Source organism: Bradyrhizobium lablabi, assembly GCF_900141755.1.
GTDB lineage: Bacteria > Pseudomonadota > Alphaproteobacteria > Rhizobiales > Xanthobacteraceae > Bradyrhizobium > Bradyrhizobium lablabi_A.
This window is the reverse complement of sequence record NZ_LT670844.1, coordinates 824,006-838,688: the sequence shown is the minus strand read 5'-3', so window position 1 is coordinate 838,688 and position 14,683 is coordinate 824,006. Positions and strand designations below refer to the sequence as shown.

General features: G+C 61.9%; 16 protein-coding genes and 1 riboswitch. Of the genes, 11 read left to right on the top strand and 5 right to left on the bottom strand.

Annotated elements, in window-relative coordinates; genetic code table 11:
- Positions 1-2: 2 nt before the first annotated feature.
- The 4 genes from B5526_RS04035 to B5526_RS04020 are packed head-to-tail and all read right to left on the bottom strand — an operon-like array spanning position 3 to position 5,728.
- Positions 3-1,199: a xanthine dehydrogenase family Fe-S subunit gene (locus B5526_RS04035; protein ID WP_154071117.1), complete on the bottom strand. Its 1,197-nt coding sequence runs from the start codon at positions 1,197-1,199 to the stop codon at positions 3-5.
- The gene (locus B5526_RS04030; protein ID WP_079537036.1) at positions 1,196-2,032 is read right to left on the bottom strand and encodes an FAD binding domain-containing protein; all 837 of its coding nucleotides are present in this window, start codon (positions 2,030-2,032) and stop codon (positions 1,196-1,198) included. The genes B5526_RS04035 and B5526_RS04030 overlap by 4 nt, the downstream gene beginning before the upstream one ends.
- Positions 2,029-4,416: a xanthine dehydrogenase family protein molybdopterin-binding subunit gene (locus B5526_RS04025; RefSeq protein WP_079537035.1), complete on the bottom strand. Its 2,388-nt coding sequence runs from the start codon at positions 4,414-4,416 to the stop codon at positions 2,029-2,031. The genes B5526_RS04030 and B5526_RS04025 overlap by 4 nt, the downstream gene beginning before the upstream one ends.
- 34 nt (positions 4,417-4,450) lie before the next feature.
- The gene (locus tag B5526_RS04020) at positions 4,451-5,728 is read right to left on the bottom strand and encodes an amidohydrolase/deacetylase family metallohydrolase (RefSeq protein WP_079537034.1); all 1,278 of its coding nucleotides are present in this window, start codon (positions 5,726-5,728) and stop codon (positions 4,451-4,453) included.
- A 176-nt stretch (positions 5,729-5,904) separates the two neighbouring features.
- Between B5526_RS04020 and B5526_RS04015 the strand changes: the two genes are divergently transcribed.
- The 11 genes from B5526_RS04015 to B5526_RS03960 all read left to right on the top strand — a co-directional run bounded on the left by B5526_RS04015 (position 5,905) and on the right by B5526_RS03960 (position 13,732).
- Entirely contained in the window at positions 5,905-6,390 is a 486-nt protein-coding gene (locus B5526_RS04015; RefSeq protein WP_079537033.1) for a MarR family winged helix-turn-helix transcriptional regulator, read from the top strand.
- Positions 6,391-6,679: 289 nt separating this feature from the next.
- Positions 6,680-6,786, top strand: a riboswitch (guanidine-I (ykkC/yxkD leader).
- 161 nt (positions 6,787-6,947) lie between these two features.
- Positions 6,948-7,781 (top strand): nitroreductase family protein, encoded by an 834-nt coding sequence (locus B5526_RS04005; protein WP_079537031.1) that lies wholly within the window; start codon positions 6,948-6,950, stop codon positions 7,779-7,781.
- Between the two features lie 91 nt (positions 7,782-7,872).
- Positions 7,873-8,730 (top strand): transporter substrate-binding domain-containing protein, encoded by an 858-nt coding sequence (locus tag B5526_RS04000; protein WP_079537030.1) that lies wholly within the window; start codon positions 7,873-7,875, stop codon positions 8,728-8,730.
- Positions 8,731-8,759: 29 nt separating this feature from the next.
- A complete protein-coding gene (locus B5526_RS03995; RefSeq protein ID WP_079537029.1) occupies positions 8,760-9,407 on the top strand; it encodes an amino acid ABC transporter permease in 648 nt (215 codons plus the stop codon).
- Positions 9,404-10,060 (top strand): amino acid ABC transporter permease, encoded by a 657-nt coding sequence (locus B5526_RS03990; RefSeq protein WP_079537028.1) that lies wholly within the window; start codon positions 9,404-9,406, stop codon positions 10,058-10,060. The genes B5526_RS03995 and B5526_RS03990 overlap by 4 nt, the downstream gene beginning before the upstream one ends.
- Positions 10,061-10,067: 7 nt before the next feature.
- The gene (locus B5526_RS03985; protein ID WP_079537027.1) at positions 10,068-10,853 is read left to right on the top strand and encodes an amino acid ABC transporter ATP-binding protein; all 786 of its coding nucleotides are present in this window, start codon (positions 10,068-10,070) and stop codon (positions 10,851-10,853) included.
- Between the two features lie 22 nt (positions 10,854-10,875).
- Positions 10,876-11,268, top strand: coding sequence for a RidA family protein (locus B5526_RS03980; protein WP_079537026.1), 393 nt, complete (start codon positions 10,876-10,878; stop codon positions 11,266-11,268).
- A gap of 9 nt (positions 11,269-11,277) precedes the next feature.
- Positions 11,278-11,880, top strand: a complete 603-nt coding sequence (locus B5526_RS03975; RefSeq protein ID WP_079537025.1) for a DUF1989 domain-containing protein — start codon at positions 11,278-11,280, stop codon at positions 11,878-11,880.
- Positions 11,881-11,899: 19 nt separating this feature from the next.
- Positions 11,900-12,721 (top strand): urea amidolyase associated protein UAAP1, encoded by an 822-nt coding sequence (locus B5526_RS03970; RefSeq protein ID WP_079537024.1) that lies wholly within the window; start codon positions 11,900-11,902, stop codon positions 12,719-12,721.
- A 13-nt stretch (positions 12,722-12,734) separates the two neighbouring features.
- Complete coding sequence (locus B5526_RS03965) at positions 12,735-13,385, top strand: urea amidolyase associated protein UAAP2 (RefSeq protein ID WP_079537023.1); 651 nt, start codon at positions 12,735-12,737, stop codon at positions 13,383-13,385.
- Complete coding sequence (locus tag B5526_RS03960; protein ID WP_079537022.1) at positions 13,382-13,732, top strand: Rieske (2Fe-2S) protein; 351 nt, start codon at positions 13,382-13,384, stop codon at positions 13,730-13,732. The genes B5526_RS03965 and B5526_RS03960 overlap by 4 nt, the downstream gene beginning before the upstream one ends.
- Before the next feature lie 169 nt (positions 13,733-13,901).
- On the opposite strand, the gene B5526_RS38355 is transcribed toward B5526_RS03960, so the two are convergent.
- A complete protein-coding gene (locus tag B5526_RS38355; RefSeq protein WP_172841964.1) occupies positions 13,902-14,669 on the bottom strand; it encodes a hypothetical protein in 768 nt (255 codons plus the stop codon).
- Between the last annotated feature and the right edge of the window lie 14 nt (positions 14,670-14,683).

Genomic DNA, 14,683 nt, shown 5'->3' with positions numbered 1-14,683 from the left:
TGCTATCGACCCAAGATGTACTGAAGGGCCTTGCGCGCACGTTCGCGCAAAAACCCCATCAGCAGAGCGGCGGCATTCAGGTCTTGGGCTCCCTCCGCCGCTCCATTTGGCCCAGCGCCCGAGAGATGCCGTTCGAGGTTGCCCGCAAACTCGGCGGTCAGCCGGGATGCAAGATCGCGCACCAATGCCTCACGGGCGATCTGCGCCAGCATTCCCCGCAAGGTGTAGCCGACCGACAGCTCGACGCGCGTCGCAGCGCCTTGCTCTGTTGGTACGAGTTGGTAGCGGATCTCGCCTTGCGTGGAAGACCGGCTGCGCTGATCGCTGCCCATGCCGACGATCCGGCCGGACAAATTCCTGGGATCGCGCTCGATCCGCGCGGCGCCACGGAAATTCGCTGAGATCGGACCGAGTTTGACGCGGATCAGGCCCTCCGCGCGCTCCGGGGTCGGCAGGCCGGTGAGCGACGCACCGGGAAGGCAGGCGGCAAGGCGTGCGACATCGCCGAACATGTCGAAGACCCGCTCGGGCGGATAACCGACCGTGAAATGATCCTTAAAAACCTTTTCGGGCGTGAAGTCCGCAACGACCATCGCGTCGTTGACTTCATGCTGCGGCTCGGTCCTTGCCGTCGGCGCGGTTCCAATATTTGAGGTGGAAGCGGTCGCGCCGTAACCGGATCCCACCGGGCCGAGGGCGCTGCGTCCCCCACCGGGGACCGGCTTTATCCCTCGTTTGCGCCTGTCGTCGATCACGGCGCGGACCGCCCGTACAATACCGACATATCCGGTGCAGCGGCAGAGATTGCCGCTCAATCCGACACGCACGCTGCGTTCGTCGGAGGCGGGCAGGCGAAGCACGAGATCGCGCGCCGAGATCAACATCCCCGGCGTGCAATACCCGCATTGCAGGGCATGCTCGCGCTTAAAGGCCGCACGCAGCTCAGTGGTGATTTCGTCATCATCGAGGCCTTCGATGGTGGTAACGCGCGCGCCATCGCAGGCGGCCGCGTAAGTAATGCAGGAACGCGCCGGCACATCGTCGAGCAACAGCGTGCACGCTCCGCACACGCCGTGCTCGCAGCCGAGGTGCGTGCCGGTCAGATTGAGACTTTCGCGCAAGAAATCGGCGAGATGGGTGCGCGGCTCCACGGAAGCCTTGACGTCGCGGGCGTTTACGGTGAGCGCGATCATGGTCACGCGGCAGCCTCGTTGATTGCCCGGCGCAGCACGGCGACATGAATGTGCCGGTCAGTGGCATTCACGATGCCTGCCTTCAGCAGGATCGCATCGGCCACAAGCGCATCGAATTGCCGCTTGAAGTCGCCGGTAACCCGTCCGCCAAAAAGCTCAGCCGCGTCGCCAAGAACGATCGGGGCTGCCTCCACGGCGCCGATGACCACGCGTGCGCTCGCCTTTTCCGGATCGATCAGCACCGCGGCGATGGCGTGAGCGAATTCGCCCGGCTTGCGGCAGGCCTTGCCATAGCCCCAGCGTGCCGACGGCGTTATCACGGGCACGCGGACGGCTTCGACGATTTCGCCAGGCACCAGCGCGGATTCGAGCGCTCCCGTCACGAAGTCTTCGATGGCGAGATCGCGCGTTCCAACAAGGCTGCGCAGCGTGACCTTTGCACCAAGCGCCGCCAGCGCCGAAACCCAGTCTGCGGCGGGATCGGCGTGACAGAGCGATCCTGCGATCGTGCCGCGATTACGGACCGCTCTGTAGGCGATGGCGCTTGCAACCCGCTGCATGGCGCCGCGGGTAACGTCGGGTATTCGCCCATCCTCGATGTCGCCATGTGTGACGCAAGCGCCGATGACGAGCTCATTGCCGCTGCGTTCCGCGTGCTTCAACTCGGATAGCCCCGCGATATCGATGATCAGATCCGGCTCGACCAGCCGCAGATTGAGCATCGGGCCAAGCGACTGGCCACCGGCAATGATCTTGCTCGAGCCATTCGTGTCGGCCGTCAAGGCAAGCGCCGTCTTCAAATCGGAGGGGCGTTCGTAGGCGAACGCTGCCGCCTTCATGCGGCTGATCTTTGCGCGTCACGTGCCGCCAGGATCGCCTCGACGACACGGCGTGGCGAAATCGGCGAATGCAGGAGTTCGACCCCGAGCGGACGCAGCGCATCGTTCACGGCGTTGGCGATAGCGGCCGGCGGCGCGATGGCGCCGCCTTCGCCGATGCCCTTGACGCCGAACAGGGTGTAGGGCGAGGGCGTCTCCATGTGATCGAGACGCGGCTCCGGAACTTCGGTCGGACCCGGAAGCAGATAGTCGGCAAGCGTGGTCGCGAGCGGTTGTCCGGCGGCATCGAACGGCATTTCTTCATAGAGTGCGGTGCCGATCCCCTGCGCAAGGCCGCCAAAGATCTGGCCGTCGACGATCATTGGATTGACCAGCACGCCGCCATCCTCGACGATGACGTAGTCGAGGATTTCGACTTCACCGAGATCGGGATCGACCGCAACGGTAACGGCGTGGGCGGCGTAGCTAAAGGTGCCGCTGTCGCGCTGCGGTTTGTAGCCGCTGGTCGATTCCAGCCCTGCAGGATCGACATCTCCCGGCAGATCCTGCGGGCGCCGGTACCAGGTATGGGCGACCTCAGTGAGGCCGATGCTGCTGTTCGGTCCGCACACACGGCCGTCGCGCAATGTCACCATCGCCGGATCGAGTTGCAGAAGCTTGGCGCCGATACGCTTGGCGCGTTCGCCGATCTCGATGCAGGCGGTTGCAACCGCGCCGCCGGCCATCACCATCGAACGCGAACCCCAGGTGCCGGTCGAATAAGGCGTGATCGCGGTATCGCCATGCACGACACGCACTCTTGCCGTGTCGATGCCGAGAATTTCATAGGCGATTTGGGCGAGCGTGGTCTCAAGACCCTGACCATGCGAGTGCACGCCGACCCGGATTTCGAGCCCGCCATCCGGCGTCATGCGCGCATTGGCCTGCTCGTGCCCCGGCACCATTGGAATGCCCCAACCGGCATAGACCGAGGTGCCATGGGCGGCCTGCTCGCAATAGATCGAGAGGCCAGTGCCGATCAGCCGCCCATCCGGTTCTTTCGCGCGCTGACGGGCCCGCACCGCCGCGACATCGATCGCCGTAAGCGCGCGGTGCATGGCTTGCGGATAATCGCCGCTGTCGAAATGTTTTTTTGTGATGTTGTCGAACGGCATTTCATCGGGCTTCACCAGATTGCGCAACCGGACTTCGCCAGGTTCGATCCCGCATTCTGTGGCTACCGCATCCAGCATGATTTCCAGCGCAAAACAGACACCGGTGCGGGCAACGCCGCGATAGGGCAGGATCGGACATTTATTGGTCGCTACCGAGAAGGTCTTGCAGCGATAGGCCGGCATCCGGTAGGGACCGGGCAGGATGCTCGCCACCTGCGCGGCCTCGAGGCAGGCGGAGAACGGATAGGACGAGTATGCGCCGGAATCGACGGTCGCCTCGCAGTCGATCCCCCTCAAGCTACCGTCGCGATCGGCATAGACTGATATCTTGTAGTGGTGCTCGCGGCAATTGGCGCTCGCGGTCAGATGTTCGCGCCGGTCCTCGATCCAGCGCACCGCGTGGCCTTTGCGCATGGCAAGCCAGCCAAGGCAGACCTCTTCCGGCAGCAGGATTCCCTTGTGGCCGAACCCTCCGCCGATATCGGGCGATACAATACGGATTCGGCCCTGCTCCATGCCGAGACAATCGGACAGGCCGTTGCGTACGATGTGCGGCATCTGGGCGCCCGTATAGAGCGTGAGCTGGTCGAGGCGGTGGTCGAAGCTCGCGACCACGCCGCGTCCCTCCAGCGGGGACATGCATTGGCGCGCGGTCGATATTTCGCGCGTCACTTTGATGGGGGCATCGAAGGCAGGCTGGATATCGACCTCGAAGGCGCTTTCGAGAAAGACGTTGTCGCCCCAATGCTCGTGGACCAGCGCCGTCCCCGCTTGCCTCGCTTTGAGCATATGGTAGACGGCAGGGAGCTCTTCGAGGTCGAGCGTCACCGAGGCCGCGATATCCTCGGCTTCCGCCCGGGTCGGCGCTACGCACATGGCAACGAGTTCGCCGACGTGACGCACTTTATCGGTCGCCAGAACAGGTTGCTCCGAGATCTTGAAACCGGGCAGGCCGGACACTGCGCGGATCGGTTTTACTCCCGCCAAATCTGCGGCTGTGAATACGACGTCGCGAAAGCGTTCAGGCACGTGGACGGCCCTGATCCGCGCATGGGCCAGCGGGCTGCGGACGAAGGCGACATCCTTGAGACCGGCGAGCCGGATATCGGCGACATACTGGCCGCGTCCGCGCATGAAGCGATCATCTTCCTTGCGCGATAGCCGTGCCCCGATCCCTTGTCCGGTGCCGGCTGCCGCGCTCGAGGGAGGCTCGCTTTCAGCGTGAGACATTCACCGCCGTCTCCACTCGAGATCGCTGCGTGCGCTAGGCTGCCACGGCTTGCGGCAGGATAGGAGCGACGGCATTGTGACGCACGCCCGCGCGCAAGCAAAACGCCGGCTGCAACAGGTGGTCCGCAACCACTTCCGTCTTCTCGTTATCCCGCAAAATGTAACGGCCGGGTTTTTGGGCGAGCACGGTGACGTCGGCATCGACGCCGTGGCGCAACGTTCCGATGGTGCCCGAAAGACCCAGCATTTCAGCCGCGTGCGAAGTGACCATCGGCACCACTTGTTCCAGCGTGAGACCGAGCGCCATCATCGAACTCATCGCCTGGACCAGGCTGAACTTCGCCTGACTTGCGAAGGGATGGTTTTCGTCATCGGCATGCTCATCAGGCGTGCCTGCCGGCGCCGGCACATGGGTGTTGTAGCCGTGGATATCGGCTCCCAAGGTGGTCGGAATGATGCCGGCAGCAATGGCCTTGCGCGCCAGACGGTACGAGAAGTGACTGCCGTGGCCAACGTCGACCCGCAAGCCCCGATCGAGGGCGGCCTGGATCACGGGATGCACTTCGCCTTCGCGATTGACGAAGCCGCCGGGATGACGCGTGAACGGGTGGGCCAAAACATCGCCGGAGCGAAGCAGCGGAATTACCCGCGTCAGGATCGTGTCGACATCTTCGCCGTTGGTGCCGCTTTCCGGCAGGCCCCAAAGCTGTCCGAAGTGCACATAGACCGGAAGGTCGGCGCGGCGTCCGATCTCGGCCGCCATCTCGATGACGCGGATGCCCCAGCGCGCAAAGCCGCCGATCTCGGCATGCGCCTTGATGCCGCGAACGAGATCGCGATTGGCGGTCGCCGCTTTCACGGTCGCATCGATATCGACGCCGTCGGGACTGTAGAGATTGGGGTAATAATGCCCTTCCAAACCGCCGACGAGATAGGCCGATAGAAAAGCATAGGTTCGCGACTGCGCCTTCTCGGCAATGAAATGCCTAAAACCCGGCAAGGTCATGCAGGACGGACCGCCCTGATCGACCAGCGTAGTCACCCCGGATTGGACGCCCACCATGTCTGCATTGACGCCGAAGCGTCCGGTTACATACTGATAGATATGGGCGTGGGTATCGATCAGCCCCGGCAATACGATCTGGCCCGTGACGTCGACAATCTCCTTGGCGCTGGTCGGCAAAATGTCCGCCTGAACCGCGGCGACCTTGCCGTTGCGGACGGCGACGTCCTTCATCCCATCAATGCCTGATGCCGGATCGATCACGCGACCTCCGCGCAGAAGCAGGTCAAATGTGGTGCTTACAGACATGACCGATCTCCTCTCCCGATCGCCGGCGTGCTTTAGCCGCGAATTTCTTAGCTACGAGGCAATTGCGAAGTATGCTTCGTATTTTCGTCATATTTTCATACAGCAACATTCGTGCCATAGACAGCATCAAATTCATGCAGAACGGCGGCGCGTCGCCCGCGCCCCGGGAGTGATCGATGGCCAGAACACGCCCGCGAAAAGCCGAAGCCGCCTGGCCGCTCGAGCAGCGCCCCGGCTTCCTGATACGGCGGCTGCATCAGATCCACGTCGCCCTGTTCCAGAAGAGGTGCGCAGCTTTCGAGATCACCCCGCTGCAGTATAGCCTGCTCTCCGCGCTCGCAAAGCGTGGAACCGCCGACCAGACGACGCTTGCGGCGGATGTCGCGCTCGACCGCACCACCACCACCGGGGCGCTTAAGCGCTTGCAACTACGCAAGTTTGTCGAACGTACGATCCACCACCGGGATCGCCGGGCGCAGATTTGCCGGCTCACCAAGAAAGGCGCGGCACTGCTGCGGCGCATAGAGGGCGCGGCGCGCGCCGCGCACCTTGAGACCGTGGCGGATCTGAGCAAGGCGGATCAAAAGCGGTTCATTGCCATGATGCAGCGCATTGTGGCTGCGAGTTCCGATCAGGACGAGGCGAGGGCGGCTCCCGATTGAACGGCGGATCGGACGGGCGGCCCGGCGATTACAATCTGTGCAACGCGTGCCTCAAAAACGGCAGCTGCAGACAGACGATGAACGCCCACGTCGCGAAAACTGGCGCCATTGCGAAGTATACTTCGCATTTTTCCAATCGACAAATGCTCAAGCCGAAAGGGCTTTTTGTCCGCAATCCCTAAGCGCTTGGGCAAAACCTCGGGTTCAACGGGTGCGAAGTCGAGAGGCACAAGCCTACGATAATGCTGGTGGGCTGGTCTGGCATGTCCTTTGCTGAAGCTTTGGTCATTGAGTTGGTGGCTAGGGTTCCGCATCACCTTTGATGGCTGGTCCAAGAGCCGCCGCCTGAGCGGGAGAAATCCGCGCAGGGCACGGCGGGACAAAATCCCGGGAGACCTCAGTGGCCAGGAATTGGTATCGCTCGGGTCCATGCCAATTCCCGAACTTTTGAGCCTTCAGTGGAGTTGGCAAATGAACGTCTCAAATTTCCAAACACCCGCAATGATCGTCGATGCCTTGCCGGTTGCGCGCGGCGCAACCGTTCGGGGTTCGCATTGATGTCGGCCTATGCAGAGGCGATCGAGCGTCGTTTTGGCGACGGCGGGCCGTCGGCGAATGACGTCGAAGACAGCGACTTCATCCGGCGCGTCCTGTCGCGGAAGACGGTGCGCCAATACGCCGATGCAGTCCCGAGCGAAGCCTTACTTGATCTGCTGGTCGCCGCCGCCTTGAGCACATCGGCCAAATCTGATTTTCAGCAAGCGTCGATCTTGCGCGTTGTCGATCCCGCAAAACGTGCGGCGATCGGCGCGCTGTTTCAGAGCATGCCATGGATCGGCGTTTCGCCGGTCTTCTTTGTCTTCCTGGGAGACGCCAGACGATTGCAACGGATCGGCGAATTGCGCGCCAAGCCGGTCAAAAACGGCACACTGGAAGGTTTCTTCAACGCTACCGTCGACGCCGCGCTGGCGATGCAAACCATGATCCTGTGCGCGGAGTCCGCTGGTCTGGGCGTTTGTCCCATCAGCGTCATCCGCAACGAGATCGACAAGGTCGCGAGCATTTTGGGATTGCCTGATCTGGTGTTTCCCATTGCCGGACTATGTCTCGGCTACCCGCGCACGGAAGGCTATGTCAGCTTGCGGCTGCCGCGTCGCGCGACCACGCATCTCAACCGCTATGATGACGCAGCACTTCCGCAAGCCATCGATGATTACGATCGGCGCCGCAATGCGCGCCACGCCATCCCCAGAGAACAACAGCGCTCCAACGCCGAGTTTGGCGAAGCGTCCTTCTATGGCTGGTCGGAAGACAAGGCGCGGCAGGCCGCCAAAGCCGAGGGCGCGGCATTCCCGCCCTATCTGCGTTCACACGGATTCAGCTTCGATTGAAAGGACCTGTTGCAAACGCGACGTCAAAACTCTGTTTGCAGGCCAAATCTATTCGCAGGCCATGACATGCCATCACAAAGGGAGAGTCCGCATGACAAACTATTCGTTCCTCCGCTCCAATTCCCCGTCAAGACGCCTGATGCTCGGCGCGCTGGCGGCGCTGTTCGCCATGCCGATGCTGATCGGAAACGCCAAGGCCGCGGGCCTCGATGAGATCAAGAAGCGCGGCCTCATCGTTGCGACCGAGGACGATTTCCGTCCCTTCGAATTTGTTAAGGATGGCAAGCCGACAGGTTTTGACAATGAGCTGATCGAAGATTTGCGCAAATTCGCGCCGTTCGAGATCAAGCAGGAGATCTTGCCCTGGACCGGCATCCTGGCCGGCGTTAGCACCGGCAAATACGACGTCGCGATTACCGCAGCGATCATTACCAAAGAGCGCAAAAAATCGCTTGATTTCACGAGCCCGATTGCCGATGCGACGCATTATTATGTCAAACGGAAGGACGACAAGTCGATTTCCTCGATCAAGGATCTTAACGGAAAGATCGTCGGCGTTCAGGCCGGCAGCGCGCTGCTTGCCCGTCTCCCCGAACTCAACACCATGCTGGAGAAAGAAGGCGGAAAGCTCGGCAAGATCGTCGAGTACACGTCCTATCCCGAGGCCTATCAGGACCTCGCACTGGGCCGCGTCGATTATGTCGTCAATACCATCATCAATCTGAAGACGCTGGTGGCCGAAAAACCGGCCGTGTTCGAAGTAGGCCAGGCGGTCTCCGGAAAATCGTTTCCGGCCTGGGCCGTGGCAAAGGACAACACCGAGTTGCTGGCCTTCCTGAACGAGTTCATCGCCAAGGAGAAGGCCAACGGCAGGTTTGCCGAGCTCCAGAAGAAATGGTTCGGCGAGGCGTTCCCGGATCTGCCGGTTTCGTTCGAGCCGGAATTCTGAAGGTATTCACCCGACAGCGATGATCTGTCATGAGCGGTGCCGATATCGCGGCCATTTTCGGGGGCGCCGTCGTGACGGTGTCGCTGTCGCTTGTCGGTATCCTGATCGGGTTGCCGATCGGACTTGGCCTCGCGTTGATTCGTTGGGCAAATGTTCCGATCGTTGCTCGTATCGTGGTGCTCTATGTCAGCGTGCTGCGCGCGACACCGCTGGTCACGCTATTGTTGCTGTTGTTTTTCGCACTCCCCAATATCGGGGTGCCGATCAATCCGATCTCGGCCGCGATTCTCGCGCTGGTCATGAACACCTCGGCCTTCAACTGCGAAGTATGGCGGTCCGCACTGATGGGTTTCCCGAAGGACCAGTATGAGGCGGCGCAATCGGTCGGGATGCGTGCGGGGCAGCGCTTTCGCCGGATCGTCCTGCCGCAGATCGTCCGCGTCAGCCTTCCCGGCCTCGTCAATGAGATGTCGTTGCTGATCAAGGTCACGCCGGTGCTGGCGGTGGTCGGCGTCGTCGACATCACCCGCGCTGCGGTGAGGATTGGCTCGGAGACCTATGAGCCGTTGCCGCCGTTTCTGGTAGCGATCGCGCTTTACGCGCCGATCGTCTTTGCGCTGGTTTCGCTGCAGCGCTGGATTGAGCGGCGTCAGCTCGCCGTCGAGGCCGCCGCATGATACATGATTTCGGCATCGTCTGGAGCGAGCGCTCGCTGCTTCTCAGTGGGCTGGCCAACACCACGATCCTGTCCACGCTTTCGGCCGTCGCAGCGCTGTTGTTGGGCTCGATTTTGACGCCCGCGCTGATGTCAAAACAACCACTCGTCTCGTGGACGGCGCGCACCTTCGTCGACGGCATGCGATGCGTGCCTTTTCTGTTGTTTGCCTACATCGTTTACTACGGTTTCCCATCGTTTGGCGTCAGGCTGGATAACTGGACCTCGGGGCTTGCCGCCCTGACGATCTATAACGCCGCCTACATGGCCGAAATCCTGCGCGGGGCGTGGGCGGCGCAGCCGCGGGAGCCGATCGAGGCAGGCGTCGCATTTGGTTTTCCGGAGTTGCGGCTGTTCCGCCGCATCATTCTGCCGCCGCTGTTGCTGTCGGCGGGTCCCGTGATCGGCAATCAGATGATCCAGATCATCAAGGACAGCGCCTTCCTGACCATCATCGCGTTGCCGGAACTGACCCATGCCGCGAGCTCGATCCAGTCGCGGCACTACGTTCCGTTTGCGGCCTTTATTACGGCGGTGTTTCTGTATTGGGGCCTCTGCCTCGTGATCGAGGCAGGCGTAAGTTCGATCGGCCGCGTAGCCGAAGCACGGCGATAGGCGGGCGATGGCGCAATCCAGCAAGGTTCTCGATGTCGCCGGGGTGTCGAAGCGGTTTGGCGACGTCGAAGTGCTCTGCGACGTCAGCTTCAAGGTCGACAAGGGCGAGACGATCTGCGTCCTCGGACCATCAGGCTCGGGCAAATCGACATTGCTGCGCTGTATCAATTGGCTGGAGCGGCCGGACGCCGGACAAATCTACCTGAATGGCGAGCAAGTCGGCATCAACGGCGCCGGAATCGTCATGGGCGACCGCGACCTGTCGAAGATCAGAACGCGTATCGGCATGGTATTTCAGCATTTTGCATTGTGGCCGCACCTCACGGTGCTGCAAAATCTGATGGAAGCACCGGTCCAGGTGCAGAAGCGGCCCAAAGCCGAGGTCCGCGACGAGGCGCTGGCGTTGCTCTCCAAGGTCGGGCTGCTCGAGAAGCGGGATGCATTTCCGGCAAAGCTGTCGGGCGGCCAGAAGCAGCGCGTCGGCATCGCGCGCGCGCTCGCCATGCGCCCGGATCTTCTGCTGTTCGACGAACCGACCAGTGCGCTCGATCCGGAGCTTGTCGGTGAAGTGCTGGTGGTGATGCGCGACCTTGCCCGCGAAGGCATGACGATGGTGATCGTGACCCATGAAATGGGATTCGCGCGCGAGGCGGCGACGCGGGTTCTGTTTCTTGATCGCGGGCGGGTCGTGGAAACGGGATCGCCGGATCGGTTCTTCTCCGATCCGGAGACAGAACGCGCGCGCCAGTTTCTGCAGCGTTATGCGGGTGACACTGCCAATGGTAGGCGCTGAAAAAAATCACGGGAGGTCCATCATGGAGCCGATATTCCACCTTTTGCCCGATGCCCCGAAGCCGGTCACGCCATACAGCCATGCCGTCGAATGCGGGCCATTCGTTTTCGTGACGGGACAGCTCGCGACCGATCCGGACGACGATGCTCTTCCAATTCCGCAGGGCATCGAGACGCAGACGTTGAAGGTGATGGATAACCTCGCCCGTGTGCTCAGGGGGTGCGGGATGACGTTCGCCAATGTCGTTTGCGCGCGGATTTTCCTGACCGACTTCAACCGCGACTATGCGAAGATGAATGAAATCTTCTCGGGCTATTTTATTGACGGCAGGCGTCCGGCCCGAACCACGGTGGGTGTGACGGCGCTGGCGCGCGGTGGAATTGTCGAGATCGACATGATTGCCTTCAGGCCGTGAGACGCTGACATGACAAGCTCTCTTATCGAAATTCCAGCGCGGCGCGGCAAGGCCGCCTTTGTCTCGGCCGGGCAGATGGTGACTGTCATCAACACCCATGGCGAGCAGGTCGTCGATACCTGGGCGTTCAACCGCACCGATCTCACCGAATTCATGTCGAACGAGCATACGCGCGCCCACAGCCTGCATATGGTTCCGAGGCCCGGCGATATCTTGCGAACCAACAAGCGCCGCCCGATTCTGACGCTGATCGACGATACGTCAGGGGGCGTTCACGACACGCTGATCGCAGCCTGCGACCGCTATCGCTACGCTTTCCTCGGCGTCGAGGGCTATCACGATAATTGCACGGATAATCTCTTTGCCGGCATGGCCGAGCTCGGCCTCAAGCCCGAGGAAGTGCCGAGCCCGCTCAATCTGTTCATGAACATTCCCTGGTCGGAGGATGGCACGCTTGGTTTCGCGGCGCCGCCGCGGCCGGTGCCCGGCGGCTATGTTCGCCTGCGGGCCGAGATGGACCTGGTCATCGCGTTCTCCGCCTGTCCGCAGGACATCCTGCCAATCAACGGCAAAGCCGGAAGGCCAGTCGAGGCGCACTTTACCATCACGTGAGACGCAGGGAGCAACGAACATGATCTCGGCAGAAGCAAAAAAGCGAGAAATCTCGGAAGCTAACCGCCGCCGCTACGAACAGCTTCGTGCAGCCGGACAGGAAGCCAGACCGAAAGGGCTCCCGGAGCCAACCGCCCTGAATTCGATACCGATTGCGAAAGAGACAGTCATCGGCAGCGAAGAAGTTCCCGCCGATTGGTACACGACCATGCGGCTGCGCCGCGGCGAGGCGCTGCGCATCATCGATATGTCCGGCACGTCCAGCGTCGCGATGATCGGCTGGCGCGAAGAAGACACTTCCGAGCGCATCAACTGCGCCGACACAGTCAAAGTGCAATGGAGTGCCGCGCTTTCGAAAGGGCGCGTGATCCTCTCAGACATGGGACGCGTATTCGTGTCGCTGGTCGAGGATACCAGCGGCGCACACGATACCATCGTCGGCGGTTCGACGCCGGCTTCCGCGCTCGCCGCGTTCGGGGTCGCGTCGCGCAACACGCATGAGAATTTTCTCGCAGCCGCCGCCAAGGTAGGCCTTGGCCTGCGTGACATCCCGCCCTGCGTTTCGTTTTTTGCACCGGTCTCGGTCGATGCAAACGGCCGCTTTCTCTGGAACGCCGACCGCAAGCGGCCGGGTGATTTTGTCGATCTTCGTGCGGAAATGAACGTCATCCTCGTGTTGTCGAATTGCGCGCATCCGCTCAATCCTGCCCGCCCTTCGCTCTCGGGACCGGTAACGCTGATCCGTCATCGCGCCCCGCCGGCCGCGCCGGATGACGTTTGCCGAACCATATCGCCGGAAATCGTTCGCGCCTTCGCGTTCACCGACCGGCTATTCGCTTAAAGGAGAGGCCAGGATGACCAGTCTTGCAACCACATCTGCGGAAAATGACTCCGTCGCCGCCTACACCCATGACATACCGGCGGAGCGGCCCTGGTCGCGTGTGCTCAAGCGCGGACAGACGCTGCGGATCATCGACAGCGAAGGTCAGCAGGCGGTCGATGCGCTGCTTTATTGCGTCGGCGATCCGGCCGAGCGTTACAGCGCACAGGATACGCTGCGCGTTCAGGGGTCGGCCTATGTCGATCTCGGGACGCAGTTGGTCTCGAACAGGGGCCGCGTGATGGCGAGGATTACGGCTGATTCCTGCGGCCGGCACGATACCTCGGCCGGCTGCTGCTCTTGCGAAAGCAACGCGGTGCGCTTTGGCGAGCCGACCAAATACCAGCATGCCTGCCGCGAAAACTTTATCCTTGAGCTATCGAAGTACGGCTTGAGCAAGCGCGATATCGTCGCCAACCTGAACTTCTTCATGAACGTACCGATCGACCCCTCCGGAAATTTCACGGTGGTCGATGGCATCTCCGCGCCGGGCAATTATGTCGACATCACCGCGGAGATGGATGTGATTTTCGTCATTTCCAATTGTCCCCAGATCAACAATCCCTGCAACGGGTTCAATCCAACGCCGATCCGCGTCATGATCACTGACCCGCCTTCGCTATGACCACGACGCCGGAAGGCGGGGAGTGGGTTGCGATCTGTCCGTTGCAACGTCTCGCGGATCAAACGATCGTCTGTGTGCGGTTTGAGGCCATTGATCTGTTGCTGGTTCGCCATGGCGATCGGATCTTTGCTTGCGAACGCGCATGTCCGCATGAACAGGCCGATCTGAGCTGGGGCCGTGTCGCCGACGGCCGCTTGTTTTGTCCGCGTCATCTTGCCTCGTTCGATCTTCAAAACGGTGATGTTTCCGTGGGATGGCCGAGCCGGTCGTTGCGGCGCTATCCGGTAAGGACCAAGGACGGGCAAATCTGGGTCGATGCCGCGGCAGTCAAATCCGCTGCGGCGTAGCTCGGGCCCAACGTCGCTGTTCGCGCGATCGTTCGTTCAGGATGATCCTTCCTCCAGCGTCCGAGTCAGCTTGACCGGCGTTCCATCTGGCCGCCGCAGTTCATCCAGAATGGTGAAATGGTCCGCGCCATTGATCTCGACGAGTTCACCAGCCGCGGGAGTTTTCCCGTCAGCAGCCCGATGGCGATGGAGGCGATACGCCGGGTGTCGCAGGGGCGCCCGTCGCATTGGCCGGCGTCATCATGCCGGGCGTCGCCACATTCATCGTCATGCCCTCGGCACATGCCGATGTGTTCGGCGTCGGCACCACGGTCATTGTGGGATCGATGCTGGTGCCGCCAAGCTCGGTGATAGCAGGCTGAATGGTGCCGAATGGCAGGTTCGCCGGAATTTGCGACGTCGAGAGCGGCAAAGCCGCGCCATTTGTCGGCGGGCCTCCCGGGGTAGAGCTGCATACGGTGGTCGAGGGACTGCCGAGCAGGGATGGTGGCGATATGGTCCCTGTCGTGCTGCCGACGCGCGGGGTGGCAATGGTCCCCAACGGGGCCGTTGACGTCGTCGCGGTCGATGACATCGTCGTGGCTGTGCTGCCCGCGGACGTCGATGGCGTCGTTCCGGTTGTGCCGCCGGTTGCGGACATCGCAGTTACAGTCACGGTCGGAGTTGCAGGCGCAATTTGCCCCGATGGTGTGGAACAGATCACGACAGTTCCTGGAGTCGTGGGGTCCGAAGCCAGCGGCAGCGGCGCCAGCGTCGTGGCGGGAGCACCCGGCTGGGTCGCCGCCGAGAACGGGCCCGGGCCGCTCAGCGGCGAGGACAGCATCGTCCCCGGCGTCGATGGAAGGCCCATGGCGGTGGTGCCCATGGTGGAGACCTGCGCCAGGCTGGCGTCGCAGCCTAACAGCAGGGCGGCTGCCGTGAATAACAAGCGTCGCATTGCGATTACCTCTT

Coding starts and splice junctions, on each gene's coding strand:
- B5526_RS03985 (WP_079537027.1), top strand. CDS start 10,068: ATGGCGCAATCCAGCAAGGTTCTCGATGTCGCCGGGGTGTCGAAGCGG.
- B5526_RS04025 (WP_079537035.1), bottom strand. CDS start 4,416: ATGTCTCACGCTGAAAGCGAGCCTCCCTCGAGCGCGGCAGCCGGCACC.
- B5526_RS04015 (WP_079537033.1), top strand. CDS start 5,905: ATGGCCAGAACACGCCCGCGAAAAGCCGAAGCCGCCTGGCCGCTCGAG.
- B5526_RS03995 (WP_079537029.1), top strand. CDS start 8,760: ATGAGCGGTGCCGATATCGCGGCCATTTTCGGGGGCGCCGTCGTGACG.
- B5526_RS38355 (WP_172841964.1), bottom strand. CDS start 14,669: ATGCGACGCTTGTTATTCACGGCAGCCGCCCTGCTGTTAGGCTGCGAC.
- B5526_RS04020 (WP_079537034.1), bottom strand. CDS start 5,728: ATGTCTGTAAGCACCACATTTGACCTGCTTCTGCGCGGAGGTCGCGTG.
- B5526_RS03990 (WP_079537028.1), top strand. CDS start 9,404: ATGATACATGATTTCGGCATCGTCTGGAGCGAGCGCTCGCTGCTTCTC.
- B5526_RS03975 (WP_079537025.1), top strand. CDS start 11,278: ATGACAAGCTCTCTTATCGAAATTCCAGCGCGGCGCGGCAAGGCCGCC.
- B5526_RS04000 (WP_079537030.1), top strand. CDS start 7,873: ATGACAAACTATTCGTTCCTCCGCTCCAATTCCCCGTCAAGACGCCTG.
- B5526_RS04005 (WP_079537031.1), top strand. CDS start 6,948: ATGTCGGCCTATGCAGAGGCGATCGAGCGTCGTTTTGGCGACGGCGGG.
- B5526_RS04030 (WP_079537036.1), bottom strand. CDS start 2,032: ATGAAGGCGGCAGCGTTCGCCTACGAACGCCCCTCCGATTTGAAGACG.
- B5526_RS03965 (WP_079537023.1), top strand. CDS start 12,735: ATGACCAGTCTTGCAACCACATCTGCGGAAAATGACTCCGTCGCCGCC.
- B5526_RS03960 (WP_079537022.1), top strand. CDS start 13,382: ATGACCACGACGCCGGAAGGCGGGGAGTGGGTTGCGATCTGTCCGTTG.
- B5526_RS03980 (WP_079537026.1), top strand. CDS start 10,876: ATGGAGCCGATATTCCACCTTTTGCCCGATGCCCCGAAGCCGGTCACG.
- B5526_RS03970 (WP_079537024.1), top strand. CDS start 11,900: ATGATCTCGGCAGAAGCAAAAAAGCGAGAAATCTCGGAAGCTAACCGC.